The organism is Streptomyces sp. NPDC032745, from assembly GCF_055579465.1.
This window is the reverse complement of record NZ_JBVING010000001.1, coordinates 675,393-701,384: the sequence shown is the minus strand read 5'-3', so window position 1 is coordinate 701,384 and position 25,992 is coordinate 675,393. Positions and strand designations below refer to the sequence as shown.

At 72.2% G+C, this 25,992-nt stretch carries 18 protein-coding genes; 9 read left to right on the top strand and 9 right to left on the bottom strand.

Going from position 1 to position 25,992, the window contains the following annotated elements; genetic code table 11:
* Positions 1 to 61: 61 nt before the first annotated feature.
* Entirely contained in the window at positions 62 to 784 is a 723-nt protein-coding gene (locus ACZ5WG_RS03090; protein ID WP_468720180.1) for a CDP-alcohol phosphatidyltransferase family protein, read from the top strand.
* 33 nt (positions 785 to 817) lie between these two features.
* On the opposite strand, the gene ACZ5WG_RS03085 is transcribed toward ACZ5WG_RS03090, so the two are convergent.
* Positions 818 to 1,288 (bottom strand): FAD synthase family protein, encoded by a 471-nt coding sequence (locus tag ACZ5WG_RS03085; protein WP_468720179.1) that lies wholly within the window; start codon positions 1,286 to 1,288, stop codon positions 818 to 820.
* Between the two features lie 172 nt (positions 1,289 to 1,460).
* Here ACZ5WG_RS03085 and ACZ5WG_RS03080 point away from each other — a divergent pair, with 172 nt between their 5' ends.
* Genes ACZ5WG_RS03080 through ACZ5WG_RS03070 form a run of 3 tightly spaced genes read left to right on the top strand, consistent with a single transcriptional unit; the run spans position 1,461 to position 5,655 of the window.
* The gene (locus ACZ5WG_RS03080) at positions 1,461 to 2,666 is read left to right on the top strand and encodes a glycosyltransferase family 4 protein (protein WP_468720519.1); all 1,206 of its coding nucleotides are present in this window, start codon (positions 1,461 to 1,463) and stop codon (positions 2,664 to 2,666) included.
* Positions 2,663 to 4,438 carry a lipopolysaccharide biosynthesis protein gene (locus tag ACZ5WG_RS03075; RefSeq protein ID WP_468720178.1) on the top strand — a complete coding sequence of 592 codons (1,776 nt, stop codon included), beginning with the start codon at positions 2,663 to 2,665 and terminating at the stop codon, positions 4,436 to 4,438. Before ACZ5WG_RS03080 ends, ACZ5WG_RS03075 begins: the two co-directional genes overlap by 4 nt.
* Complete coding sequence (locus ACZ5WG_RS03070) at positions 4,435 to 5,655, top strand: MATE family efflux transporter (RefSeq protein WP_468720176.1); 1,221 nt, start codon at positions 4,435 to 4,437, stop codon at positions 5,653 to 5,655. Before ACZ5WG_RS03075 ends, ACZ5WG_RS03070 begins: the two co-directional genes overlap by 4 nt.
* Positions 5,656 to 5,724: 69 nt before the next feature.
* On the opposite strand, the gene ACZ5WG_RS03065 is transcribed toward ACZ5WG_RS03070, so the two are convergent.
* On the bottom strand, positions 5,725 to 7,224 hold the full coding sequence (locus ACZ5WG_RS03065) for a hypothetical protein (protein ID WP_468720518.1): 1,500 nt from the start codon (positions 7,222 to 7,224) through the stop codon (positions 5,725 to 5,727).
* 137 nt (positions 7,225 to 7,361) lie between these two features.
* Here ACZ5WG_RS03065 and ACZ5WG_RS03060 point away from each other — a divergent pair, with 137 nt between their 5' ends.
* Both ACZ5WG_RS03060 and ACZ5WG_RS03055 read left to right on the top strand, forming a co-directional pair.
* Entirely contained in the window at positions 7,362 to 7,901 is a 540-nt protein-coding gene (locus ACZ5WG_RS03060) for a WcaF family extracellular polysaccharide biosynthesis acetyltransferase (protein WP_468720174.1), read from the top strand.
* A complete protein-coding gene (locus tag ACZ5WG_RS03055; RefSeq protein ID WP_468720172.1) occupies positions 7,898 to 9,016 on the top strand; it encodes a glycosyltransferase in 1,119 nt (372 codons plus the stop codon). Before ACZ5WG_RS03060 ends, ACZ5WG_RS03055 begins: the two co-directional genes overlap by 4 nt.
* A gap of 161 nt (positions 9,017 to 9,177) precedes the next feature.
* Here the strand turns inward: ACZ5WG_RS03055 and ACZ5WG_RS03050 are convergent, their stop codons facing one another.
* The 3 genes from ACZ5WG_RS03050 to gmd all read right to left on the bottom strand — a co-directional run bounded on the left by ACZ5WG_RS03050 (position 9,178) and on the right by gmd (position 13,986).
* Complete coding sequence (locus ACZ5WG_RS03050; RefSeq protein WP_468720170.1) at positions 9,178 to 9,855, bottom strand: hypothetical protein; 678 nt, start codon at positions 9,853 to 9,855, stop codon at positions 9,178 to 9,180.
* 94 nt (positions 9,856 to 9,949) lie between these two features.
* Positions 9,950 to 12,727 carry a CBM96 family carbohydrate-binding protein gene (locus ACZ5WG_RS03045; protein WP_468720168.1) on the bottom strand — a complete coding sequence of 926 codons (2,778 nt, stop codon included), beginning with the start codon at positions 12,725 to 12,727 and terminating at the stop codon, positions 9,950 to 9,952.
* Between the two features lie 245 nt (positions 12,728 to 12,972).
* Positions 12,973 to 13,986 (bottom strand): GDP-mannose 4,6-dehydratase, encoded by a 1,014-nt coding sequence (gmd, locus tag ACZ5WG_RS03040; RefSeq protein ID WP_468720166.1) that lies wholly within the window; start codon positions 13,984 to 13,986, stop codon positions 12,973 to 12,975.
* A 339-nt stretch (positions 13,987 to 14,325) separates the two neighbouring features.
* On the opposite strand from gmd, the gene ACZ5WG_RS03035 reads away from it, so the two are divergent.
* A complete protein-coding gene (locus ACZ5WG_RS03035) occupies positions 14,326 to 15,270 on the top strand; it encodes a GDP-L-fucose synthase family protein (RefSeq protein ID WP_468720165.1) in 945 nt (314 codons plus the stop codon).
* A gap of 25 nt (positions 15,271 to 15,295) precedes the next feature.
* On the opposite strand, the gene ACZ5WG_RS03030 is transcribed toward ACZ5WG_RS03035, so the two are convergent.
* The gene (locus tag ACZ5WG_RS03030) at positions 15,296 to 16,783 is read right to left on the bottom strand and encodes a sugar transferase (RefSeq protein ID WP_468720163.1); all 1,488 of its coding nucleotides are present in this window, start codon (positions 16,781 to 16,783) and stop codon (positions 15,296 to 15,298) included.
* A gap of 382 nt (positions 16,784 to 17,165) precedes the next feature.
* On the opposite strand from ACZ5WG_RS03030, the gene ACZ5WG_RS03025 reads away from it, so the two are divergent.
* Positions 17,166 to 19,436 (top strand): M4 family metallopeptidase, encoded by a 2,271-nt coding sequence (locus ACZ5WG_RS03025; protein WP_468720161.1) that lies wholly within the window; start codon positions 17,166 to 17,168, stop codon positions 19,434 to 19,436.
* A gap of 150 nt (positions 19,437 to 19,586) precedes the next feature.
* Here ACZ5WG_RS03025 and ACZ5WG_RS03020 read toward each other — a convergent pair whose 3' ends face one another.
* Positions 19,587 to 20,240 carry a hypothetical protein gene (locus tag ACZ5WG_RS03020; protein WP_468720160.1) on the bottom strand — a complete coding sequence of 218 codons (654 nt, stop codon included), beginning with the start codon at positions 20,238 to 20,240 and terminating at the stop codon, positions 19,587 to 19,589.
* Positions 20,241 to 20,405: 165 nt separating this feature from the next.
* Positions 20,406 to 21,962 carry an MFS transporter gene (locus tag ACZ5WG_RS03015; RefSeq protein WP_468720159.1) on the bottom strand — a complete coding sequence of 519 codons (1,557 nt, stop codon included), beginning with the start codon at positions 21,960 to 21,962 and terminating at the stop codon, positions 20,406 to 20,408.
* A 159-nt stretch (positions 21,963 to 22,121) separates the two neighbouring features.
* On the opposite strand from ACZ5WG_RS03015, the gene ACZ5WG_RS03010 reads away from it, so the two are divergent.
* Positions 22,122 to 23,126, top strand: a complete 1,005-nt coding sequence (locus ACZ5WG_RS03010; protein ID WP_468720157.1) for an Lrp/AsnC family transcriptional regulator — start codon at positions 22,122 to 22,124, stop codon at positions 23,124 to 23,126.
* A gap of 102 nt (positions 23,127 to 23,228) precedes the next feature.
* Here the strand turns inward: ACZ5WG_RS03010 and glgP are convergent, their stop codons facing one another.
* Complete coding sequence (gene glgP / locus ACZ5WG_RS03005; RefSeq protein WP_468720156.1) at positions 23,229 to 25,883, bottom strand: alpha-glucan family phosphorylase; 2,655 nt, start codon at positions 25,881 to 25,883, stop codon at positions 23,229 to 23,231.
* Between the last annotated feature and the right edge of the window lie 109 nt (positions 25,884 to 25,992).

The following is a 25,992-nucleotide window of genomic DNA, read 5'->3' as shown; positions in this document are numbered from 1 at the left end:
GTGCCCCTCGTACACACGTGCACCCGTACAGGTGTGCCGCCGCAGGAAATCAGGGGTACGCATGGCGAAGGTCGGGACCGCGCTGCGGGAGCTGCGCGGGGCGCAGAAGTCGGCGAAGGGGGTGTCGCTCTATTCGCGGTTCGTCAACCGGCCCGCGGGGCGGTATCTGGCCGCCGTGTCGTACGCGCTCGGGCTGACCCCGAACCAGGTGACGCTGGTCAGCGCCGCCTTCAGCTTCGCCGCCGTGGCCGCCGTCGCGCTCGCCGCGCCCTCGTGGGGGCTGGGCGTCGCCGTGTGGGCCGCGCTCGCCGTCGGCTTCGCGTTCGACTCCGCCGACGGGCAGCTGGCCCGGCTGCGCGGGGGCGGCAGCGCGGCGGGCGAATGGCTCGACCACGTCGTGGACTGCGCCAAGCTGACGGCCCTGCACACCTGCGTGCTGATCGCGTTCTACCGCTTCCCGGAGGCGTACGGGACGGGCGGGGAGGGCTGGCTGCTGGTGCCGCTGGGCTTCCAGTTCGCCTCGGTCGTCACCTTCTTCGGCGGGCTGCTGACCGAGAAGCTCAAGCCCAGGCCGGCGCCGGGGAGCCCCGCCGCCGCACCGTCGACCGTGCGCGCGGTGGCGCTGCTGCCCGTGGACTACGGGGTGTTCTGCCTGGTGTTCCTGGTGCTCGGGGGCGGGGGGCTGTTCCGCTGGGCGTACGCGGGGCTCGGCGCGGTCGCCGCGCTGTTCCTGCTGGCGTTCCTCGCGAAGTGGTTCCGGGAGCTCAGCGCCGTACCGCGCTGAGCGGTTCCGTACCCGATCAGGCTCCGTACCCGCTCAGCGGCGTTCGGCGCTGAGCGGTTCGGACAGCGCGTCCAGCGCCCGGCGCAGCTGGGTGCTGGAGGTGTGCACCGTGTAGGGGAAGTAGACGACGTCGACGCCGACGGCGGCGAAGTCCTTCTCCAGCTTGTCGCCCTTGGGGGTGCCCCGCCAGTCGTCGCCCTTGAAGATCACGTCGAAGCGGACCTGCTTCCAGGTCTCCACCTTGTCCGGGACCGTTTCGACGAACGCGGCGTCCACGTACTTCACGCTGCGGACGATTTCGAGGCGTTCGACGAGCGGGATCATCGGGCGCCGGCCCTTGGCCAGTTCCGCCATCTCGTCGGAGACCACCCCGGCCACCAGGTAGTCGCACTGACTCCGGGCGTGCCGAAGGATATTGAGATGTCCGATATGAAACAGATCGTAAGCACCCGGGGCATACCCGACTCGGTACGGTCTGTGCACAGGTGCGCCAAGTTCGGACATGTCGTGCCCCGTCATGAGTTACCCCCCAGCGGCCACACCCCCCGGTGTAGCGGATTAGCAGACAATAGCGTGCACGTTCCGCACCCTGCCGGTGAACGAATAGGGTGACGAGCGCATCATCCAGGGGAGAAGGGGACGTTCAGTGTCGAGATCCGGTCACCGGCGCCTACTGCTGGTTTCCACCAATTACGCTCCCGAGCACGCGGGGATTGGGCCGTACGCCACCCAGATCGCGGAGCACTGGGCGGATCTCGGCCACGACACCCACGTCCTCGCCGGCATGCCGCACTATCCGTCGTGGTCGTTGGAGCCGGAGTACAAGGGGGCGCTCCGGCGCACGGAACAGCGCGCGGGGGTCACTGTGCACCGGCGCGCACACACCGTGCCTCCCCGTCAGACCGCCGTCAAGCGGGCGCTGTTCGAAGGATCGATTCTGCTGCACGGCACCGTGGCCCCGCCCCGGATGCCGCGCCCGGACGCGGTCATGGCCCAGATGCCCAGCCTGGCCGGCGGCGTCGTCGCCGCCCGGCTCGCCGCGCGCTGGAAGGTCCCGTACATCCCCGTCGTCCAGGACCTGATGGGCGCGGCCGCCGCGCAGAGCGGGATCAGCGGCGGCGACAAGGCGGCCGCGATCGCCGGGCGCGCGGAGGCGTACGCCCTGAAGCGGGCCACCCTGGTCGGCGTCATCCACGAGACCTTCGTGGACCGGGTCGTCGGCATGGGCGTGGACCCGAAGAAGATCCGCCTCGTCCCCAACTGGTCCCACGTCCCCCAGCCCACCAGGCCGCGCGGCCAGACCCGCCGCCACCTGGGCTGGGCACCCGGCCAGCCGGTCGTCCTGCACTCCGGGAACATGGGCCTCAAGCAGGGCCTCGAGGTGCTCGTCGGCGCCGCACGCCTCGATCCGGGCGTCCGTTTCGTCCTCATGGGCGACGGCAGCCAGCGCTCGGCCCTCGCCGACCTCGCGGCCGACGTACCGAATCTGGACATCATCCCCCCTGCCGCCGACGGAGAGTTCCCGGATATCCTCGCGGCGGCGGATGTGCTCGCCGTGACGCAGCATGCGGCCGTGCTCGACATGAGCGTGCCGTCCAAACTGACCTCCTACTTCCAGGCCGGCCGGCCCGTCGTCGCCTCCGTCGCGGCGCAAGGCGGTACCGCCCAGGAAGTGGAACGCTCGGGCGCAGGGGTGCTCGTACCACCGGAGGACCCCCATGCCCTGCTGAAGGCCGTACGGGCCCTCGCCGAGGACCCCGAGGGCGCGGATGCACTGGGGGCGGCCGGGCCCCGCCACGTGGCGGCCCACCTGAGCCGTGACGCGGGCCTGGCCCGCATCGACGCACTGATAGACGAAGCACTTGGGGGTCCGCAGCCGTGATCGAGACGAATCGCCCTGCAGCGGTCCCGACGGAGGACGAACCGGATCTCCTCAGGGACCAGTTCAAGCAGCTCCTGCGCTACCGCCGCCTCCTCGGGGCGGGTGTCGGCATCGGCCTGCTGGGCGGCGTCTACCTCGGCATCTCCACGGCCGACACCTACGTCGCGACCGCGGACGTCGTGCTGCGCGCACCCACCGACGACCCGTTCAACCCGAGCCTGGCGCCCGACAAGGCGATCAACATCGGCTCGGAACGGCAGGTCGCGCTCAGCTCCTCCATAGCCAACGAGGCCGCGAAGAAGCTCGGCGTGTCCGCGAAGGACTTCGCCGGTCTGCGCAGCGGCCTCCAGGTGACCAACCCGCCGCAGACGATGGTGCTGCGCTTCACGTACACCGCGTCCTCCCCCAAGGAGGCCGCGACCCGCGCCAACGCGATGACCGAGGCCTACCTGCTCAAGCGGCAGGAGTCCCTCGACGTCACCCGCGACAAGATGGTCAAGGGCTACCAGGAGCAGCGCGATCCGGTCGCCAAGAACCTCGACGAGCTCGTCAAGCAGATCAACGCCATGCCGGCCGGTCCGGGGCGCGACGCCGCGTACTCCTCGAAGACGGACCTCCAGAGCAAGGTCAACACGCTCAACAGCAACATCGCCAAGCTCCAGGCCCTGGACATGACCCCGGGCCGGGTCACCAGCGCCGCGACCCCGCCGTCCGACACGGACGGCCCGGGCATCCCGATGTCGCTCGCGCTCGGCGCCGCCGTGGGCCTCGCGCTCGGCCTGCTCGCCGCGTGGGTCCGGCTCGTCTTCGACCCGGCGCCGCGCTCCGAGGGCGATGTCGCGCGGGCCCTGCGCGCCCCCGTGCTCGGCTACCTGCCGCGGGCCAAGACCATCGGCGGACCGCTGCTCGCGGCCGGCGAGGAGGACCCCCGGCTCGCCGAGGAGTTCCGCTCGGTGGCCTTCCGGCTCGCCTACGACTCCCGCTTCGCCGACCGGCGCCGGCTGCTCGTCGTCGCCCCGCGCGGCAGCAGCGAGACCGCCGCCGCCGCGGCCGTGAACCTGGCCGCCTCCTTCGCCGAGACCGGCAAGGACGTCCTGCTCATCGAGGCCGACCTGCGCACCCCGGTGCTGGCCAGCCAGCTGCCGACCGGCGCGGGCGGGCGGCCGCGCTGGAGCCAGACGCCCGGCGGCCCGGCCGCCGGCGGGCACGCCGCCGCGCACGGCGACTCCGACTGGCCCGACGGACGCCAGCTCGTCGTCGACGCCGGGGAGTCGGGCGCCTTCGACCTGATCCCGGGCGAGCCGGTCCGCAACGTGGCCCGTGCGCTGACCTCCCCGCGCGCCACCCGGCTGATCTCCGAGGCCGACTCCCCCAACTCCACCGTCGTCGTGCTCGCGCCGCCCGTGCTCTCGTACGCCGACGCCCTCGCGCTCGTCGACCGCGTCGACGGGGTCCTGGTCGTCTGCGACCCGCGCGCCGTCCACCGCAGCGACCTGTCCCGGATCCGCGAGCTGATCAGCGGCGCCGGCGGCACGGTGCTCGGCGCGGTGCTGCACGCCCCGCTGCCGGGCGAGAAGCGCGGCCGCGGCGGCAAGTCGAAGGCTGCGGCCGCCCCGGCCCAGGCGGACCGGCCGTCCGCGCCGCAGCCGCAGCCGCTCACGCGGCAGCCGAACCAGGCGCAGGCGAACCGGCAGGCCGAGCCGGAGCAGCACATCCCGGGCGACGGCACGGACACGGTGGCCCTGCGCACGGTGCGCATGGGCCGCAGATGAGCCGGCGCGGCCTCGCCGCCGTCTCCTCGGTCCTGGACCAGGCCGCGTCCAGCGCCACCAACATCCTGGTGCTCGTGCTGGCCGCCCGGCTGTCTTCGGCGTCCGGCTTCGCCGACTTCTCGATGGTGTACGTGACCTTCAGCGTGCTCCTCGGGCTGAACATGGCGTACGTCGGCCAGAGCGTGGTGCTGGAGAAGGCCGAGGACCGGCTGGGCGCCGTGTGCCGCTCGGGCCTCGCGTTCACCGCGGCCGCCTCGGCGGCGGTGGGCGCGGCGCTGGTCGTCGTGGGCCTCGCCCTGCCCGGGGCCGGCGGCCGGGCCTTCCTCGCACTGGGCCTCGTACTGCCGCTGGTGCTCGTCCAGGACGGGCTGCGGTACTGCTTCTCCGCGCTGCGCACCCCCGAGCGGGCGCTGGCCGCGGACGCGCTGCGGCTGGCGTGCGTGGTCGCTGCGCTGCTGCTGCAGCCCGAAGGGGCCTCGGCGGGGCGGCTGGTGCTGGTGTGGGGTGTCTCGGCGCTTCCTGCGCTGGCGCTGGGGCTCTGGCTGCTGCGTCCGTACGTCCGGGGCTCGGTGTCCGACCTGCGGCCGTACCTGCGGCGCGGGCACCTGGGGCAGCGGTTCGTGGTCGAGTTCGCGGTGGGCAACGGCTCCAGTCAGCTGGCGGTGCTCGGCCTCGGGCTGTTCGCCACCCCGCTGGCGGTGGGCGCGCTGCGCGGCGCGACCACGCTGTTCGGGCCGCTGAACGTGCTGTTCAACTCGGCGAACGCCTTCGGGCCGCCGGTGGTGGGGCGGGCTTCGGGCAAGCGGGGCGTGGTCCGGCTGACGCTGCTGATGGGCGGTGTGCTGGCAGTGCTGGGCGCGGGGTGGGGCGCCGTTCTGTACGCGCTGCCGGAGGGGGTCGGCCGACAGCTGCTGGGCGACACGTGGGGCGCGGCTTCCGGCCTGCTCCCGGCCACGGGTGCCCAGTACGCGGTGATGGGCCTGGGTACCTGCGCCCTGCTGACCCTGCGGGTGCTGAACCCGAAGGCGACGCTGTCGCTCCAGGTGGTCTTCTCCCTCCTCTCGGTGGCGCTGCTCCTGGGCGGGTACGCGGTCTGGGGCGTGGCCGGCGCCGCGTGGGGCCTGGCGGCGGGCTCGGCCCTCAAGGCCGCGGCGGCCTGGCTCCGCGTCTCCCGGGTCCCGGTCCCGGCCCCGACGCCGGTCCCCACCGCGGCCTGACCCCGGACCCCGTTCGTCTGTACCGCCGTTGCCGGGGGCCGGGCGGGGGCAGGGCGCGTTCAGCGGGGCTCAGCGGAGGGTGGTGGATCTGTCCTGGCGGTACGTCGCGACCAGCGCCAGGCAGAGGGCGGCTATCGCCACGCGGCCGGAGGCCTGCAGCAGGGGGCCGCGGAGCAGGATGAACGAGTAGCCCGCCACCAGCGGGACCACCACCGAGATCAGGCTCCCCGGCGGGGACCTGCGCGTGGCGCGCTTCGCGTACCGGCGGTCCACACGCGCGGACGCGTAGCCCATGCCCAGCAGCCCGGCGCCCATCCCCAGCGGCCCGAAGTCGAGCCACAGCTCCGCCCAGACCGGCGACGACAGGTTGGTGTTGACCGTCCCCATCCATTGGCCGACCATCACGCCCGTGTCCCGCGGCTTCCCCGGCCACACCGAGCGCGGGACCGCGAAGAAGATCGATCCCGCGAGCTGGCGCCCGTAGTAGTGCCCGGGCCCGGAGTTCGAGAAGGTGATGGTGTTCGCGAACATGCCGATCTGGTCGTAGTCCTTCAGCGCCATCGGCTCCAGGAACGACGTCGTCTCGACCGGCTTGTAGTTCTTCTCGTCGTACCGGAAGCGGTCCGCGAACGGGAACACGAGCAGGGCGATCACCACGGCCATCGACAGCGCGACCCGGTACATCGCGGCGCTCACCGGGAAGACGGTGAAGAGCAGTGCGAACATGACCGTGAGGAACCAGTACCGCGGGTTCGAGATCGGGTTGTTGACCACCAGGTTCAGCAGGGCGAGCGCCCCCCAGGTGACGATGACCGAGACCTTGCGGCGTGCGTACGTCGAGGTGATCAGCCAGCGCGTGTACAGCAGCAGGGCGAGCAGCGCCGGGACGGTGCCGAAGCCGCGCAGCAGGGCCTGGCCGGCCTGGCCGTCGCCGTTGGAGACGCCCGCCTCCTCGATGCCCGCGATGATCTCCTGGCGGCTGGAGAAGAAGACCGCCGGGCCGCCGAGCTTCATGATGAAGGCCGTGCTGCACAGGAAGGCGAGCCCGGTGAGCAGTTGGAGGCGGCGCCGGTGGGCCATGACCGGGCGCGGCTCCTTCTGGGAGCCGCCGGCCCGGCCGGCCGGCCGGTGGCGGGCGAGCAGGACGCCGACGTCGAACGCCGTGCAGCCGAGCAGGACCAGGCCGATGGCGATCGTGAGGTCGGAGCGGGGGCCGACCACGGGGGTCGGGACCCGGCCGAGGACGGCCTGCGCGAGCGGGGCGACGCCCATCGCCATGTAGACGAACAGCCAGAAGGAACCCTGGAGCAGCTTGCGGCGGCTGGTCAGGACCATCGCGGAGAGCCGGGCGCCCGCGTACATCGTGAGCAGGAGCTGGAGCCAGAAGGCCGCGTCGCGCTGGCCGTCGCCGGTCTGGACGGCGACGAAGAGCGGCAGGAAGACGGTGAAGCCGAGGATGAGCGGGACGGACAGGGCGCGCGAGAGGAGGGTGCGCGGGGTGGTGACCCGGCCCCACTTGTGCTCGTCCTCGAGCTCGGGAACCGGCGGGGTCACGGAGGGCTTGCGTATGTCCGTTGCCACTGCTGCCCCCACCCCATGTGCCTGGTCCGCGCGCAGTCTAGTCTGAGCGGGCGGCGCCCGGGGAGGCACGCCTGTGGGGGTACCCCCGGACGGAGTCCGGGGAAGAGCACGATGAGGGGCGACAGTTGCGTGATCTTCCTGCCTTCACGCTGGCGGGGTATGACAAGGGGCGGGGGCTGCTGACGCAGGCGCTCTGGTTCGCCGTGATGAACACGCTGTTCATGGCGTGGTTCTGTCCGGCCCGGCTGCGGGTCGCGCTGCTGCGTGCGTTCGGCGCGCAGATCGGCGAGGGCGTACTGATCCGGCACCGGGTGCGGGTGCTGTGGCCGTGGAAGCTCACCGTCGGGGACCACACGTGGATCGGCGAGGGCGCCTGGCTGCTGAACCTGGAGCCGGTGACCATCGGGGCGAACGTGTGCATCTCCCAGGAAGCCATGCTGTGCACCGGTTCGCACGACCACCGGGCCGCCGGCTTCCGGTACCGCAACGCCCCGATCGTGGTCGAGGACGGCGCGTGGGTGGCCGTACGGGCGACCGTGCTGGCCGGGGTCACGATGGGCCGCTGCGCGGTGGCGGGCGCCGGTTCGGTGGTCCACAGAAACCTTCCTGCACTGACCCTGCAGACGATGGACGGGCAGCGCCGCCCGGTCGAGGAGCCCAAGTGAGAGTCCTGCACGCCGTCACGCTCCACTCCCCCTCGCACGCCTTCGGCGGGCCGGTCCGGGTCGCGCTGAACCTGGCCAAGGGGCTGCGGGCGCGCGGCCACGAGGCCGGCCTGCTGGCACTCGGCGAAGGCTTCCCGGATCCGTGGCCGACCTCCGTGGAGGGCGTGCCGGCGAAGCTGTTCCCGGCCCGGCGCATCCTGCCCCTGGGCTTCAGCGGGATGACCTCGCCGGCCCTGCTGGCCGCGGCGGGCCGACTGGTCCGGGACGCGGACGTGGTCCACGTCCACCTGGCGCGGGACCTGGTGACCCTGCCGGTGGCCCTGGCGGCGCTGCGGGCCGGCAAGCCGCTGGTGCTGCAGACCCACGGGATGGTGGACCCGAGCGAGAAGCTGCTGGCCAAGGTGCTGGACGCGGTGGCGGTACGCCGGCTGCTGCGCGGTGCGGACGCGGTGCTGTACCTGACGCCGCACGAACGGGAGGGCCTCGACGCGGTGGTGGGCGCCCCGCTGCCGGGGGCGGTCCGGCTGGTGAACGGCACCCCGGCGCAGGAGGAGCGCCCGGCGCTCGCCGGTCCCCCGCGCATCCTGTACTCGGCGCGCCTGCAGGCCCGCAAGCGCCCGGTGGACTTCGTGGACGCGGCCCCGGCGATCCTGGCGGCGCACCCGGACGCGGAGTTCGTGGTGGCCGGCCCGGACGAGGGCGAACTGCCGGCGGTCCGCGCGCGCATCGCGGAGCTGGGGCTCGGGGGGCGGTTCACGGTGCCGGGGGCGCTCTCCGGCGCCGGGGTCCTGGCCGAACTGCGCCGGGCCCACGTCTACGTCCTCCCCTCGGTGGACGAGCCGTTCCCGATGTCCGTGCTCGAGGCCCTCTCGGTGGGCGTTCCCTCCGTGATCACCCACTCCAACGGCCTGGCCCGCGACATCGCGTCCGCGGGAGCTGGCCGGGCGGTCACACCGGGTCCGGCGGGTGTCGCGGAGGCCGTCCTCGCCCTCCTGGACCCAGGGTCCAACGCGGAAGCCTCCCGGTCGGCCCGCAGACTGGCCACGGGGTCCTTCTCGATGGACGCGGTCCTGGACACCCTCCTGCCGGTGTACGGAGCCGCCCTGCGCCGCTAGCGGGCGACCGACAGCAGAATCCAGCCCCGCCCGGCGCTTGAGGCGTGGGCTTCTGGGGCGGCGCCCCCGACAGCGGCGCCGCGCCGGTGTGGACGTGCGAACGCCCCCGAGGCCGGAACGGGCCGGTCTCGGGGGCGCACGCGTACAGCTGTGGAGCAGCCCTACGCCGGGATCCAGGCGTAGCAGCCCGTCGACGTGAACGTCGCCGTGCCCGACGGGATCGCGGCCGTGATCTTGTCGCCGGCCTTCGGGGCCGTCTCCGGGCCCGAGGCCAGGACGGCGCCGTCCTTGTCCTTGGCCTCCCAGGTGCACGTCGTGCTCTGCGTCAGCGCCCGGTACGTGCCCGCCGCAGGCGACTGGCGGGTGCCGTCGCCGAAGCCCTTGGACGCCGCGTCCAGGACCGGCTTCTGCTCCGGGCACAGGTACGTGATCGCGTCCTTCGCCCCCGGGATCTCCCCCGCGACGATGGACCCGATCGCCGCGTCCTTGTCGCGCTTCGCGGTGCGCTCCACCCGCTGGCAGGACTCCTGGCCGGTCTGCAGGACCGCCGCCGGGTCCATCTTCTCCGGGACCCGCCCGCTCAGGTACTGCTTCTCGTTGGACTTGAAGCTGCCCGTCTTCGGGGTGAGCTTCGCGTCCGGCAGGACCGGGCCCGTCGGCTTCGCGTCGGGCGAGGCCGGCGCGGTCGTGGCGTCCGCCGGGTCCGGGGCCGCCGACGAGGCCGGCGGCTTCGGCTTCGCAGCCGCGGCGTCGGCCTTGCCGTCGCCGCCCGAGCTGCAGGCGGTCAGGGTCAGAGCTGCGGCCAGCAGAACAGCAGCCGCGGCGGAGCGTCGGTACATCTCTAGGGCTCCTGTATTACGTGCCGGTTGATCGGGTGGGATAGGGGTGCGGGGCCCGGCTGCCTTCGCGCCGGGCCCCGCATCCGTCAGACGGTTACTTCGGGCCGAAGGTGAGGACGAGCTGCGGAGCGGCGTCCGCTGCCGTCGACTCCATGGACCAGATCCACAGCGGGTCGGTGCCCGTGCTCGTCAGGGCCAGGCTGTAGCTGCTGCCCAGCACCGAGGAGAGCGCGGCGGTGTCCAGCGGGGTGCTCTGGACCGCCGAGCCGTCCGGCACGCTCGCGAACGAGCCGAGCGGCGTGGTGCCCAGGGTCGGCTTGTTGTTGAACGTGGTGCTCGCACCGCTCCAGGTGCCGGTGACCGGAACCACGGACACCTTGTCGGCCGTACCGGCGTTCGCCTGGGTCGACGTCTTGATCTGGAGCGCGGCGGACTTCAGGACCTGCCCGGCCGGCGCGGCCGGCAGGTTGAAGCGCAGGTACGTCTCGTACGCCGAGGTGCCGCGGACGGCCAGCGAGGTGGTCGCACCGTTGGCCGCGCTCGGGGCGCCCTGGTTGATGTAGGTGTCCTCGGTCGCGGAGACCTTGGAGACCGTGTCGGAGGGTGCCTTGGCCAGGTCGTAGTGGTTCTTGGCCTGGGCCGCGGTGAGCGCCTTCGGGTAGACGGCCGTCTCGTCGATCTGGCCGGCGAAGAAGTTGCTCGTCGGCTTGGTCGGCCAGCTGCCGAGGTTGTCTCCGCCGACGTGCCAGTAGCCCTCGTACGAGATGGCGCTGGTGACGTTCAGCGTGCCCTTGCTCTGGCCGTCGACGATCAGCTCCATGCCGCCCGCACCCAGGGTTCCGACGACGTGGTGCCACTTGTTGTCGTTGTACGTGTCGAACAGACCGGTGGAGACGGTGCGCGTCGAACCGTTGTAGACGCCGAAGACCAGACGACCGGTGTTGGTCATGTAGATCTGCTTGTCGTACGTGCCGCTGTTGCGCGTGGTGTTGTTGCCGAAGCCGATCAGCTTGCCGCCGCGCGTGGTGTTCGTCTTGAACCAGGTCTCGACCGAGAAGGCGCTGCCCACGGTCTGGCGGTGGTCGCTGTACACCTGCTGGCTGGTGCCGTTGAAGCCCATCGCCGTGCTGGCGCCGCTGATCGCACCGGGCGTCTGGCGCAGGGCCGGGGCGTTGAGCTGGATACCGCTGGTGTTGCCGCTCTCGGAGGAGTCGGCGACGTACGGGCTGACGGTGTCGTCGTAGCGCCAGTACAGGTTGGCGCCGTCGGCGCGGACCTGGTTCGGGTACGACTGCACCGAGCTCGGGACCGTGACCGAGGCCGTGGCCGACAGGGCGCTGGTGTTGCCCGCCGCGTCGGTGGCCGTCACGCGGTAGGTGTACGACTGGCCGGCCTTGACCGTGGTGTCGTTCCAGGAGGCCTGGGGACGCTCCCACTCGAGGGACTCGGCGGCGACCGTGGCGATCGGGGTGGCGGAGCCGTTGCGGTAGATCCGGTACGTCAGCTTGCTGTCGTCCGCGTCGTAGCTGGTGCGCCAGCGGACCTGGACCTCGCCGGGCTTGACGCTGCCGGCGCTCGCGACCGGGGTGGTCGGGGCGCCGACGTCGCCGGTGGAGGCGAAGCGGGTGAGCGCCTGCTGGGGCTTGCCGTTGATGGCGGTGAACTCGCCGCCGACCCACATGTACTTGACGTCGCTCTTCTCGGCGATCGTCATGGCGCGCGGGCCGATGCCCTCACCGAGGCCGTCGTTGGCGGTGGGGTGCCAGCCGAGCTTGCGCGGGCTGCGCACGAAGCCGTCCACGGGCGCGGGGGAGGCGCCTTCGTAGTTGGTCAGCTGCGCGTTCAGGAAGTTCCGCTTGCCGTCGGGGAACTGCCCCTCGAGCGAGCAGTCGTGCGCGTGCGAGGAGCTGTAGAGCACACCGTCGTACGGGAGCACGGCCTGCGTCGCGCCGAGGCAGCGGTCGCGCCACTTCTCGCTGAAGTCGCTCAGCTTGAGGCCGATGCGGCCGTCGAAGACGCCGCCGCCGGAGCCCTCGTTGCCGGTGTAGAAGCCGGTCGAGTCGGTGGCGATGTCCTTGACCACGGAGTTCGACGGGATGTTGCTGTACGTCTTGGCGACCGCACCCGTGGTGGAGTTCACGACGGCCAGGGCGTGCGTGTTGGAGCCGTTGACCGAGAAGAAGTCACCGCCCAGGAGCACGTTCTTGCCGTCCGGGGTGACCTCGACCGCGCGGCCGGGCTCGTCGGCGTTGGCGACGAAGGGCTTGAGCGCACCGGAGCCGGCGTCGACCGCGGCGAACCGCTCGCGGGTCTGGCCCTCGACGGTGCCGAAGTCGCCGGCCGCGTACAGGGTGTCGTCCGTGACGGCGAGGTCGCGCACGGTGGCGGGGAAGCCCGGGTGGAAGGCGGCCTTGGGGGTGCAGCTCTCGATGTCGATCGCGGCGACGCTGGAGACCGGGGTGCCGTTGACGGCGCCGAAGTAGCCGCCCGCGTACAGGGTCTTCTTGTCCTTGGAGACGGCCAGCGCGCGCACGGTCGCGCTGCCGTCGCCGATGGTGAAGGCGAGCTTGCACGAGGTCGGCTTGCCCGTCGCGGCGTCGAGCGCCACGAAGTTCACGGCTTCCTGCTCGGCGCCGCTGGTGCCGTCGGGCGGACGGACGGCCGAGAAGGTGCCGCCGGCGAAGACGGTGCCGTTCGCCTGGGCCATCGCAAAGACGATGCCGTTGGGCTGCCAGGTGGGCAGCTCGTCGGCGGTGAATGCCACGGGAGGCGTGATGGCGGACGCCTCGGGCATCAGCACCAGACCTATGCCGGTGCCGGCGCCGGCCAGTGACAGGACGAGGGCAGCAGTCAGCCCTCTGGATCTACGCATGAGCCCCCCAGGGCAGTTGCCCGGTTTGATGGCTTGAACTATCCGAACAGCCATATGTACTGGCGCAGACTAGGGCTCCTGCGAGGACCCGGTCACCTCCCTTGACCCATTGCATACCAACTTGGAATGAACGGTTCAGGTTGGAGGGCGCACAGCGGACATACGGCAGGTTTGCCCCGGCCGCACCCACCGATACCAGTGGAGATGACCGGGACACGGCAAATCGTAGGGGAAATATAAGGCCTTCAGCGGTCGATGCGGACCGTCACGCCCGCCAGTTGGTCCTCGACCTGCCGGACGTCGGCGTCGACCATGATCCGCGCCAACTCGGCCACCAGTACCGTCGGCTTCCAGCCAAGCAGCTCATGGGCCTTGGAGGCATCGCCGATGAGGGCGTCGACCTCGCTCGGGCGCTCGTACTTGGGGTCGTAGCGCACGTGCTCGGCCCAGTCGAGGCCCGCGTGGGCGAACGAGGACTCGACGAACTCGCGGACCGTGGCGGCCACGCCCGTGGCGACGACGTAGTCGGTCGGCTCGTCCTGCTGGAGCATCCGCCACATGGCGTCCACGTACTCGGGGGCGTAGCCCCAGTCGCGGACCGCGTCGAGGTTGCCGAGGTAGAGGTGCTCCTGCAGACCGGCCTTGATGCGGGCGACCGCGCGGGTGATCTTGCGGGTCACGAAGGTCTCGCCGCGGCGCGGGGACTCGTGGTTGAAGAGGATCCCGTTGACGGCGAACATGTCGTACGCCTCGCGGTAGTTCACCGTGGTCCAGTACGCGAAGACCTTGGCGGCGCCGTACGGGCTGCGCGGGTGGAACGGGGTCTTCTCGTTCTGCGGGGGCGGGGTGGCCCCGAACATCTCCGAGGACGAGGCCTGGTAGATCCGGGTGTCCACACCGCTGGCCCGGATCGCCTCGAGCAGCCGCAGGGCGCCGAGGCCGGTCACGTCGCCGGTGTAGAGGGGAGCGTCGAAGGACACCCGCACGTGCGACTGGGCGCCGAGGTTGTAGACCTCGTCGGGCTTGATCTCGCGGAGCAGGTTCACGAGCGCCACGCCGTCGGAGAGGTCCGCGTGGTGCAGGACGAAGGACCGGTTGGCGGTCTGCGGGTCCTGGTAAATGTGGTCGATGCGCTCGGTGTTGAAGCTGGAGGACCGCCGCACGAGGCCGTGCACCGTGTAGCCCTTGGAGAGCAGCAGCTCGGAGAGGTAGGAGCCGTCCTGCCCGGTGACGCCGGTTATCAGTGCGGTCTTGCCCATGTGGGTCCCCCTGGGGGTCGTATCGGTCTGTTCTGGTGAGGCAGGGCCTCGGGGGCGGCGGTGCGGCCCGCCGGTGGGGCCGTACCTCGCGGGTGACGGGGTCCCGCCCGGCCGGCCGGGGCTGCGCCCCGGTTTTCGCGCCGGACCTGACGGCGCGCGTACGGCCGCGGGGCCCAAGGGGCTGGATGCGTACCGTACACGGCGTTCCCCCGCCCCCTTCGGGCGGATTCCGCCGTGCCGGGCCGAGCCGGCGCAGGCCCGGGCGCGCCGGGCCGGCCGCCGGCGGCGGGTCCGGACCTCGTCTGCTGCCCGGGGCAGCGGACTGGCATCATCGGCGGTATGACAAGTTCGCTGCCGCTCCTGCCCCCGAACGCCCGAGTCTTCGTCGCGGGCCACCGCGGCCTCGTGGGCTCCGCGGTCGCCCGCCGGCTCACCGCCGACGGCCACGAGGTGCTCACCCGGGGCCGCGCCGACCTCGACCTGCGCGATGCCGCCGCCACGGAGGCGTACCTGAACGACGCCCGCCCCGACGCCGTCGTGCTGGCCGCCGCCAAGGTCGGCGGGATCATGGCCAACAGCACCTACCCGGTGCAGTTCCTCGAGGACAACCTCAAGATCCAGCTCAGCGTCATCGGCGGCGCGCACGCCGCAGGAGTGGGCCGCCTGCTGTTCCTGGGCTCCTCGTGCATCTACCCGAAGCTCGCCCCGCAGCCCATCAGCGAGGACGCCCTGCTGACGGGCCCGCTCGAGCCGACCAACGAGGCGTACGCCCTGGCGAAGATCGCCGGCATCGTCCAGGTCCAGTCGTACCGCAAGCAGTACGGGGCCTCGTACATCTCGGCGATGCCCACGAACCTCTACGGGCCGGGCGACAACTTCGACCTCGAGACCTCGCACGTGCTGCCCGCCCTGATCCGGCGCTTCCACGAGGCCGCGGCCGAGGGGCGCGACGAGGTCACGCTGTGGGGCAGCGGCACCCCGCGCCGGGAGTTCCTGCACGTGGACGACCTGGCGGCCGCCTGCGCGGTGCTGTTGGGGAGCTACGACGGCGACGAGCCGGTCAACATCGGCTGCGGCGAGGACCTCACCATCAAGGCCCTCGCCGAGACCGTCGCCGAGGTGACCGGCTTCCGCGGCCGGCTCGTCTGGGACACGTCCAAGCCGGACGGCACGCCGCGCAAGCTCCTGGACGTCAGCCGCCTGACCTCGCTCGGCTGGAAGCCGGAGATCGGGCTGCGGGACGGCATCGCCGCCACCTACCGGTGGTGGCGCGAGCAGGGCTGAACGCGACGGCACGTGGTGCGGCCCCTCAGTACGCTCCGCGACCGTCGACGACGGCGCGGAGGGTACGGCCCATGACGTCGACGTCGCTGGTGAAGGACCAGTTGTCGACGTACTGCAGGTCGAGCTGGATCGTCTCGTCCCAGGACAGGTCGGACCGTCCGCTGATCTGCCACAGCCCGGTCATGCCCGGCCGCACGGTGAGCCGGCGCAGTTCGACCTCGTCGTACTGGGCCACCTCCTCCGGCAGCGGCGGGCGCGGCCCGACGAGCGACATGTGCCCGCTCAGCACGTTGAACAGCTGGGGCAGTTCGTCCATGGAGGTGCGGCGCAGCAGCCGGCCCACCCGGGTCACCCGGGGGTCGCGCCGGATCTTGAACATCAGGCCGTCGTTCTCGTTGGCCCCGGACAGCTCGTTCTTGAGCCGGTCCGCGTCCACGACCATGGTGCGGAACTTCCACATGACGAACGGGACCCCGTCGCGCCCGATGCGCCGCTGGCGGTAGAACGCCGGGCCGCGCGAGCCGAGGCGGATCGCCAGGACGATGCCGAGGAAGACCGGGGAGAGCAGCAGCAGCCCGAGCGCGGCCCCCGTGCGGTCGAGGACCGACTTGAGCAGGGTCTGGATGCCGCGGCTCACCGGCGGCGCCACCCGCAGCACCGCGAGCCCGCCCGCGGACAGGGTCTCCAGCCGCTTGACGGAGACCTCCACGAGGCCGGGGAAGACGGCGAGTTCCAGACCCGCGTCGTGCAGCGCCCACGCGACCTTGCGCAGCCGCTCCCCCGCGATCCGCGCGCCGGGGGCGACCAGCACGAGGTCGGCGTGGTGGCTGCGGACGGCGCCGAGCACGGCGGCGGAGTCCGCGTTCGGGGCCTCGGGCGCGGCCGCGTCGAGCCGGGCCGCGACGGGCACCCCGCCCTCGAGCGGGCCGGCGCCGACCGGCACCACTCCGACGACGACGTACGGGTGGTCGGTGCGTGCGGCCAGGTGCTCGATGACGGACTCGGCCGCGCCGGGTTCGCCGACCACCAGGACCCGGCTGACGGCGTGCGCCTCGCGACGGGCCGCCGAGAGGTGGCGGTAGGTCAGTTTGTGGCAGGCCACGGTGATGAGGAGGGCGGGCAGCAGAGCGCCGAGCGCGGACAGCCGGGGGGTGCTCTCACCGGTCACCACGCGGGCCACGGCCAGGACACCGATCAGAATCAGCCAGTCGTGTACGACGGGCAGCACACCGCGTGATTCTCCGAGCACGCGGACCGCGTACCGCCGGCGCACCGCCTGCACGCCGGTCCATGCCAGGGCCGCGCCGAGGGCGCAGTACAGCGGCCGGACCTGCTGCGCCGCCTGGAAGACCAGTCCTACCGGGACGGCGGCGCCGAGCAAGTCGGCCGTGAGGGCGGCGGGCAGGTACCAGCGGGCCTTGTCGCCGAGCCGCCTCGCCGGGGCGGCCGCGAGCCGCGCCGGATCGGCGCCCTCCGCGGCCAGTCTTTGCGCAGGAAAATGGACATGCCTCATGGGCCCCCCTGGCACGTGGTCTATGACAGTGGCGCGTGCCCATGGCTTCCCCTGGCGACGGACAACTGGCGCACCGGGAAACAGTACGACAAACACCCGTACGACAAATGCCGATTGCCCGAACGGGACCTCTTGTTGCGCAAGTGTTAGCAACCGGTACCAACCGTTCCAGATATCGAACCCCTCTTTCGCACGCGAAGGTGAATGGTTCGGATACCGGATACGTCTCATCGGTCAACGAACCGTTTCCAGCCAACCTTTTGACGCGGCCCTGACATTGAAGCCGACAGCTGGCACTCTTCGATCCGTTCTTCGCACCAGCCCTGCTCTGCCCGGAGGCCCACCCAGCCGTCCGGAACCCCCCTTGCAGAAGGAGTCTGCGTTGAGTCCCACCCCCCACAGGCGTGCCACCGCGGCCGGCGCGCTCGTTGCCGCTGCAGCGCTGCTCGCCGTCGGCATACAGGCCGGCACCGCAACCGCCGACGCCACCGCGTCGCAGGCCCGCAACGCCGCTCAGCCCAACCCGGGCGCGGCCGCCGTCAGTCTCAGCCCCTCCGAGCGTGCGACGCTCATCGCCGACGCCAACTCGACCACCGTCCAGGCGGCCAAGGCCCTCGGCCTCGGCGAGCAGGAGAAGCTGGTCGTCCGGGACGTCGTCAAGGACGCCGACGGCACCACGCACACCACGTACGAGCGCACCTACGGCGGACTCCCCGTACTCGGCGGCGACCTGACGGTCCACGCCAAGGCCGGCGTCACCAAGAGCATCACCAAGGCCACCAACCACGAGATCAAGGTCGCGGACACCACGGCCACGGTCACCCCGGCCGCCGCCGAGGGCCAGGCCGTCTCCGCCGCGAACTCCGAGGGCTCCAAGGACGCCAAGGCCTCCAAGACCGCCCGCAAGGTGATCTGGGCCGCCGAGGGCGCCCCCGTCCTCGCCTACGAGACCGTCGTGGGCGGCCTCCAGGACGACGGCACCCCGAGCGAGCTGCACGTGATCACCAACGCCAAGACCGGCGCGAAGATCACCCAGTGGCAGGCCATCGAGACCGGCACCGGCAACACCATGTACAGCGGCCAGGTCACGATGGGCACCTCGCAGTCGGGCAGCAACTTCACGCTGACCGACGCAGGGCGCGGCAACCACAAGACGTACGACCTCAACGGCGGCAGCTCCGGCACCGGCAGCCTCTTCACCAACACGACCGACGTGTGGGGCAACGGCGCCGCGTCCAACCGGGCCACCGCCGGCGCCGACGCGCACTACGGCGCACAGCTGACCTGGGACTACTACAAGAACGTGCACGGCCGCAACGGTCTGCGCAACGACGGCGTGGCCCCGTACAGCCGGGTCCACTACGGCAACGCGTACGTGAACGCGTTCTGGGACGACTCCTGCTTCTGCATGACGTACGGCGACGGTACGAGCAACACGCACCCGCTGACGTCCATCGACGTGGCCGCCCACGAGATGACCCACGGCCTCACCTCGGTCACCGGCAACATGACCTACAGCGGTGAGCCCGGCGGTCTGAACGAGGCGACCTCCGACATCATGGCGGCGGCCGTCGAGTTCTACGCCAACAACCCGCAGGACGTCGGCGACTACCTGGTCGGCGAGAAGATCGACATCAACGGCGACGGCACCCCGCTGCGCTACATGGACAAGCCGAGCAAGGACGGCGGCTCCAAGGACGCGTGGTACTCGGGCATCGGCGGAATCGACGTCCACTACTCCTCGGGCCCGGCCAACCACTGGTACTACCTGGCCTCCGAGGGCTCCGGTGCCAAGGTCATCAACGGCGTGAGCTACAACTCGCCGACCTCCGACGGCCTCCCGGTCACCGCGATCGGCCGCGACGCCGCCTCGAAGATCTGGTTCCGCGCGCTGACGGTGGGCTACTTCAAGTCGAACACCAACTACGCGGCCGCCCGTACCGCGACCCTGCAGGCCGCCGCCGACCTGTACGGCGCGAACTCGACCACGTACAACAACGTGGCCCACGCCTGGGCGGCCATCAACGTCGGCGCCCGGCCCCCGGCCAGCGGCGTCACGGTGACCCCGATCGCCAACCAGACCACCCAGATCAACACCGCTGTGAGCCTTCAGGTCCAGGCCACCAGCACCAACCCGGGTGCGCTGAGCTACGCGGCGACCGGCCTGCCGGCCGGCCTGTCGATCAACTCCTCGACCGGTCTGATCTCGGGTACGGCGACCACGGCGGGCACGTCCAACGTGACCGTGACGGTGACCGACTCGGCCAACGCGAAGGGCACGGCGTCCTTCACCTGGACCGTCGGCACGTCCCAGCAGAACGTGTTCGAGAACACGAACGACTACCAGATCGCGGACAACGCGACCGTCGAGTCGCCGATCGCCGTGACCCGCACGGGCAACGCCCCGAGCACCCTCAAGGTGGACGTGAACATCGTCCACACCTACGTCGGTGACCTCCGGGTCGACCTGGTCGCCCCCGACGGCACCGTCTACAACCTGCGCAACCGCACCGGCGGCAGCGCGGACAACATCGTCCAGAGCTTCACCGTGAACGCCTCGTCCGAGGTGGCCCAGGGCACCTGGAAGCTCCGCGTGGCGGACCTCGCCAGCCTGGACACCGGCTACATCAACAGCTGGAAGCTCACCTTCTGACCCCACCGGGGCAGGTGAAGCGAAGCGGCTGACCCGATGAAAACGCGGGGCCGCCCGGGAGAGACCCTCCCGGGCGGCCCTGTTCCATGCGGCGCACCAGGGCCCGGCACCCCGTGGGTGCCGGGCCCTGGTGCTCCTCGGGCCCGAAGGTCAGCGGATGCCCTTGAAGATGAAATCGAACAGGTCGTGCTTTCCGTGGTGCTTGTGGCCCCCCTCGTGCCGGCCCTGCTCCTGCCCGTGCTCCTTTCCCTCGTCCTGCCCGTGCTCCTGGCCGTGCTCCTGGCCGTGCCCGTGCTCCTGGCCCTGCCCGTGCTCCTGGCCGTGCTCCTGCTCCTGGCCGTTCTCCTGCTGCCCCTGCTCCTGCTTCTGCTCCGGCTCGTCCATCAGCGTGCGGTGCGAGCGGAAGTCGTCATCGTCGTTGCGGAAGTCGTCGCGGTCGTCACCGAAGTCGTCACGGCGGCCGTGGACCGGCACGAAAGTCGCCGAGAGGACCGAGACGTTGTGCACCGTGTCGCCCGGCTGCAGCTCCCGCTCCACCCGGCCGTTGCAGCCGTGGTTCGGGTAGAGCACGGCCCGCGAGTCGGTGTCGTTGTGCACCGCCGTCGCGGGGCGGTTGCGCGACGTGTCCGTCAGCTCGTAGCAGGTGTCGTTGTCCGACGGGCGGATCTGCCCGCGCTCGTCGTTGTCGATGATGTACTGCAGCCGGCCGAGGTCGTCGTTGCCGCCGGCCATCGACGGGCCGGCGGTGGGCAGGACGAGGGCGAGGGCGCCGAGGAGCGCTGCGGCGGTGGGACGAAGACGCATGGGGAGGCGGTCCGTTCTGTTGGCAATGAATGCCGGTCCGGTGGCATCCAGCGGGCAGCGTAGGAGCGACCCCCCATGCCGAAACGGTTCGGCATGCGCAGCGCGTTCGAAGGTTCACCCTCCCGGATCGGCGGCCTGCGCCCGTACGGTCCCGCCCCGCACCCCTTATGCGGACGCGCGTTCGGATGCCGGAGCGGCCGCACCCGCCGGCTCCGCCGGAGCCGGCGGAGCCGGTACCGGAGCAGCAGCCGGGACGGGAGCCGGAGCCTGCGCCGCCGTGCGGACCAGGACGAGCACCACCAGTGCGCCGGCCAGCCCCATCAGCCCCGAGACCAGGAACGTCCCCCGCAGCCCGCTCGCGAAGGCCTCCTCCACCCAGACCCGGGCGGCCGGCCCCGCGGCCAGCAGTTCCCCGGCCCGGCCGGAGGCCAGCGCCTCGGCCGTGCCGGGCCCTTGGCCGGAGCCGCCGAGCCCGTCCTTCAGCCCGGCCTGGAAGACCGCGCCGAGCACCGCGATGCCGAGCGCCATGCCCAGCTGCCGCGCGGTGTTGAGGGCTCCGCCCGCCATGCCCGCCCGGGCCGGGGCCACGGCCCCCATCGCGGCGGCCGCCAGCGCCGGGGTCGCCATGCCCACGCCGAGGCCGGTCACCACCAGACCCGGGACCAGGGCCGGCCAGCCGTCGCCGGCATCCGTCATCCAGCCCTGGAGCAGTGCGCCCGCCCCGATCAGGAGCAGCCCGCCGCCGATGGTCAGCCGCGCCGGGGCCCCGTGCAGCAGCCGGCCGGCCACCGCCGAGACGGCGAACGCGGCGAGGCTCAGCGGCACCAGCACCAGGCCGGCCGAGACCGGGCCCATCCCCTCGGCGGACTGCAGCCAGAGGGAGACGTACATCAGGTACGAGAACGCGGCGCCGGACAGCAGCAGCGCCCCGGCCATGACACCGACGAAGGAGCGGCTGCGGAACAGCGAGAGGTCCAGCATCGGGCGGGAGCTGCGCAGTTCGACCAGGACGAAGCCGGCGAAGGCGGCCGCGCCGAGGCCGAGCAGGCCGAGGGTGGCGGCACCGGTCCAGCCGTTCTCGCCGACCCGGATCAGGGCGTACGTGACGGCCGCCGCGCCCGTGGTGAAGGCGGCCATGCCGGGCAGGTCGAGGCCCTTGGCGCGCGGGTCCCGGGACTCGGCGACCGACCGGAGGGTCACGTACACGGCGAGGGCGCAGACCGGGAGGTTGATGAAGAAGATCCAGCGCCAGCCGAAGTGCTCCGTCAGCAGCCCGCCGATGATCGGGCCGGCCGCGGCGGCGGCGCCGTTGACCGCGCCCCAGACACCGAAGGCGATCCCGCGGTCGCGCCCCTGGTAGGCGCTGCTGAGCAGGGCCATCGTGGTGGCGAACATCGCGGCGCCGCCGATGCCCTGGACGGCGCGGAAGGCGATCAGCGCGGCCGGTCCGGTGGCCAGCCCGCAGGCGAGGGACGCGGCGGCGAAGAGCCCGAGCCCGCCGAGGTAGACGCGGCGGCGGCCGATCCGGTCGGCGAGGGAGCCGGCGCCGAGCAGCAGGGCGGCGAGGGCCAGGGCGTAGACGTCCATGACCCACTGGAGTGCGGAGAAGGAGGTGTGCATGTCGGCGGCCATGTCGGGCAGGGCGACCATCACGATCGTGACGTCGACCAGGAGCATGAACGCCCCGAGGCACACCGCGGTCAGCGGGAGCCATTTACGCATGTGAGTTCTCCTCGGGGACCCGGAGGCCCGGCAGGGGCCGGGCAGGGCCGGCAGGGGGTTGGCGGTGGCTCCAAACTCTCAGCCGCACGGCCGATCCCCCATCCACGCACCCCCTGCTGCCGGATTTCACCCATGGTGGCCCCTGTCATGATGGATTCCATGACCACACCGGTACAGCTGGACGCACTCGACCAGGGGCTGATGCAGGCCCTGATGATCGACGGACGGGCCCCCTTCAGCCGGATCGCCGAGGTGCTCGAGGTCTCCGACCAGACGGTGGTGCGCCGCTACCGCCGGCTGCGGACCTCGGGCCTGATCCGGGTGGTCGGGCTGCCGCTGGGCAGCCGCGTCGGGCTGTTCGAGTCCTGGCTGCGGGTGCAGTGCGCGCCCGACGCCGCGCTCGCGGTGGCCGAGGCCCTGGCCCGGCGGCCGGACATCTCCTGGGTGAAACTCGGCTCCGGCGGTACCGAGATCAACTGTCTGACCAAGGCCCGCACCCGGCAGGACCGCGACGGCCTGCTGCTGGACAAGCTCCCGCGCACCCGCCGGGTGACGGGCATCAGCGCCCACACCATCCTGCGGGTGTACATCGGCGGCCCGGCCGGCTGGTGCGGCCTGGACACCCTGCGGCCCGAGCAGGTCGCGGCGCTGACGCGGCCCCCCGTGGCGCCCGGGCAGGAGCGGTACACCCTGGACGAGGCGGAGCTCGCGCTGCTGGCGGTGCTCGCCCAGGACGGCCGGGCCGGCTATCCCGAGCTCGCCCGCGCCTCCGGCCTGTCGGAGTCCACCGCGCGCCGCCGGCTGGACCGGCTGCGGGAGCTGCGGGCGCTGTACTTCGACCTGGAGCTCGTCCCGTCGACCCTGGGCTTCGAGGCGGAGGCGACGCTGATGCTGACCGCGGAGCCGGCCCGGCTGGCGCAGGCGGGCGCCGCGCTCGCCGGCCACCCGGAAGTACCGTTCGCGGCCGCGGTGACCGGCACGGCCAACCTGATGGCGGCGGTCGTGTGCCGGGACACCGACGCGCTGTACACGTACATGACCGAGCGGATCGGCTCGGTGCCGGGCCTGCGGCACGTGGAGGTGATCCCGACCCTGCGCAACATCAAGCGGGCCGGGATGCTGGTGGAGGGCGGGCGGCTGGTGGACCCGCCGCCCGCCCCCTGATCAAGCGGCCTCGGGGAGGCGGGACACGCCTCCACGCCGCCCGGCACGGCACCTCGCCGCACCGGACGACGCGGGAACGCACCCCACTTCCCCCGAGACCGCTCAGCGCAGCAGTACGCCGCCGCCCGCGCCCGTGTCACCGGCCGCGTCGGCCTCCACCGGGGCCGCGACCAGCCCCAGTTCGGCCGGCGTCGCCAGCAGCGGGTGCGCGGGCAGGATGCGCACGGTGTAGCCGTAGGGCCCCGTGCGGTCGAGGGCGAGCGGGCCCTCGTACATCCAGCGCCCCTCCAGGTCGGGCCCGGCGGCCGGCTTGAGCGGGAAGGTCCGCCCGTCGCGGATCACGTCCTGCGGATCCACCCGGCCGGCGACGGCCTGTACCTCCACGTCCTCGGGGGTGAGTGCGTCGAGCGCCACCCGCACCCGCAGCGTGAGGGTGGCCCCGAGCTCGGCGGTGCCGTTCACGGGAGCCGCGGCCAGCGCCTCCACGTGCTCGACGACGACCCGTGGCCAGGCTGCCCGGACCCGGCCCTTCCACCAGGCCAGGTCCCGCGCCGCGTCCGGGTTCAGGGCCCGGTGGGCGCGCGCGGCCGGCGCGTACAGCCGCTCCACGTACTCCCGCACCATGCGCCCTGCGATCACCTTGGGACCCAGCGAGACGAGGGTGCGCCGGACCATCTCGATCCACCGCACCGGCAGTCCGCTGCGGCCCGCCCGGTCGTAGAACCGCGGCGCGACCCGGCCCTCGATCAACTCGTAGAGCGCATTGGCCTCCAGGTCGTCGCGCCGGTCCTCGTCCGTCCCGAGCCCGTCGGCCGTCGGGATGGCCCAGCCGAAGTCCGGCTCGAACCACTCGTCCCACCAGCCGTCCAGCACGGACAGGTTGAGGCAGCCGTTGAGCGCCGCCTTCATCCCGCTCGTCCCGCAGGCCTCCAGTGGCCGCAGCGGGTTGTTCAGCCAGACGTCGCAGCCCGGGTAGAGCTTCTGCGCCATGGCCATGCCGTAGTCGGGCAGGAAGACGATCCGGTGCCGCACCCGCGGGTCGTCCGCGAAGCGCACCAGCTCCTGCACGAGCCGCTTGCCCCCGTCGTCGGCCGGGTGCGCCTTGCCCGCGACGACGATCTGCACGGGCCGCTCCGGGTCGAGCAGCAGCCTGCGCAGCCGGTCGGGGTCGCGCAGCATCAGCGTGAGCCGCTTATACGAGGGCACGCGCCGGGCGAACCCGATGGTGAGCACGTCCGGGTCGAGTACGGAGTCCACCCAGCCGAGTTCGGCTTCGGCGGCCCCGCGCTGGAGCCACGAGGCCCGCAGCCGGTCGCGCACCTCCTGCACCAGCTGCTCGCGCAGCCCGCGCCGCAGGTCCCAGATGTCCTGGTCGGCGATGTCGGCGACCGCGTCCCAGCGCTGGGAGCCGCCCACCGACAGCGCGTCCTCGGTCCGCCCGGCGCCGATCTGGCGGGCTCCGAGGCGGACCACCTCGGGGGCCACCCAGGTCGGGGCGTGCACGCCGTTGGTCACGGAGGTGATGGGGACGTCGGCCGGGTCGAAGCCCGGCCACAGCCCGGCGAACATGCCCCGGCTGACCGCCCCGTGCAGGGTCGAGACCCCGTTGGCGCGCTGGGCCAGGCGCAGCCCCATCACCGCCATGTTGAACACCCCGGGGTCGCCACCGGGATAGGACTCGGCGCCCAGTTCCAGGATCCGGTCGACCGGGAGGGCGGCCAGCTCCGCGCCGGGCCCGAAGTGCCGTGCGACCAGGGCCCGCTCGAAGCGGTCGATGCCGGCGGGCACCGGCGTGTGGGTGGTGAACACGGTCCCGGCGCGCACCGCCTCGACGGCGGCGTCGAAGCCGAGCCCCTGCTCCCCTTCCAGTTCCCTTATGCGTTCGAGCCCGAGGAATCCGGCATGCCCCTCGTTCGTGTGGAACACCTCGGGGTCGGGACGCCCGGCGATCCGGCAGTACGTGCGCACCGCGCGCACGCCTCCGATGCCGAGCAGCATCTCCTGGAGCAGGCGGTGGTCGCTGCCGCCGCCGTAGAGCCGGTCGGTCACCTCCCGGGCGCCGGCGTCGTTGTCCTCGACGTCGGAGTCCAGGAGCAGCAGGGGTACCCGGCCGACGCGGGCCTGCCAGATGTGCGCGTGCAGGGCCCGGCCGCCCGGCAGGCTCAGGGACACCCGGGCCGGTGCCCCGTCGGTGTCCCGCAGCAGGGACACGGGGAGCTCGTTGGGGTCGAGGACGGGATAGTGCTCCTGCTGCCAGCCGTCACGGGAGAGGGACTGGCGGAAGTACCCGTGCCGGTACAGCAGCCCCACGCCGATCAGCGGGACGCCGAGGTCGCTGGCGGCCTTGAGGTGGTCCCCGGCGAGGATCCCGAGCCCGCCGGAGTACTGCGGCAGGGCGGCGGTGATCCCGAACTCGGGGGAGAAATAGGCGATCCCGGCGGGCAGCTCGGAGCCGTCTTCATGGCTCTGGTACCACCTCCCGCCGTGTACGTAGTCGTCGAGGTCGGCGGCGACGACGGCGAGCCGGCGCAGGAACCGCCGGTCGCCGGCCAGTTCCTCGAGCCGGGGGGCGGAGACTGCGCCGAGCAGCCGGACGGGATCGCCGCCGGCGGCCTGCCAGCCCTCGGGGTCGACGGATTGGAAGAGTTCACGGGTCTCGGCATGCCACGACCAGCGCAGATTGCGCGCGAGGTCGGCGAGCGGCAGCAATGGTTCCGGGAGAACGGGGCGCACGGTGAATCGACGGATAGCCTTCACACGTTCTACCTTCGCAGGCGATTGCGGATCGAAGCGGCCGCACCACGCTGTGCGTCCGCGCATCACCCCGGGAAGGCTAGCTTCACCGGGCCCCGCCCTGCCACGGTGC

Bases quoted from the DNA above. Each gene is read 5' to 3' on its own strand.
- ACZ5WG_RS03085 (WP_468720179.1), bottom strand. From the start codon at position 1,288: ATGTCCGAACTTGGCGCACCTGTGCACAGACCGTACCGAGTCGGGTAT.
- ACZ5WG_RS03020 (WP_468720160.1), bottom strand. From the start codon at position 20,240: ATGCGTCTTCGTCCCACCGCCGCAGCGCTCCTCGGCGCCCTCGCCCTC.
- ACZ5WG_RS03045 (WP_468720168.1), bottom strand. From the start codon at position 12,727: ATGCGTAGATCCAGAGGGCTGACTGCTGCCCTCGTCCTGTCACTGGCC.
- gmd (WP_468720166.1), bottom strand. From the start codon at position 13,986: ATGGGCAAGACCGCACTGATAACCGGCGTCACCGGGCAGGACGGCTCC.
- ACZ5WG_RS03010 (WP_468720157.1), top strand. From the start codon at position 22,122: ATGACCACACCGGTACAGCTGGACGCACTCGACCAGGGGCTGATGCAG.
- ACZ5WG_RS03015 (WP_468720159.1), bottom strand. From the start codon at position 21,962: ATGCGTAAATGGCTCCCGCTGACCGCGGTGTGCCTCGGGGCGTTCATG.
- ACZ5WG_RS03090 (WP_468720180.1), top strand. From the start codon at position 62: ATGGCGAAGGTCGGGACCGCGCTGCGGGAGCTGCGCGGGGCGCAGAAG.
- ACZ5WG_RS03035 (WP_468720165.1), top strand. From the start codon at position 14,326: ATGACAAGTTCGCTGCCGCTCCTGCCCCCGAACGCCCGAGTCTTCGTC.
- ACZ5WG_RS03050 (WP_468720170.1), bottom strand. From the start codon at position 9,855: ATGTACCGACGCTCCGCCGCGGCTGCTGTTCTGCTGGCCGCAGCTCTG.
- ACZ5WG_RS03030 (WP_468720163.1), bottom strand. From the start codon at position 16,783: ATGAGGCATGTCCATTTTCCTGCGCAAAGACTGGCCGCGGAGGGCGCC.
- ACZ5WG_RS03070 (WP_468720176.1), top strand. From the start codon at position 4,435: ATGAGCCGGCGCGGCCTCGCCGCCGTCTCCTCGGTCCTGGACCAGGCC.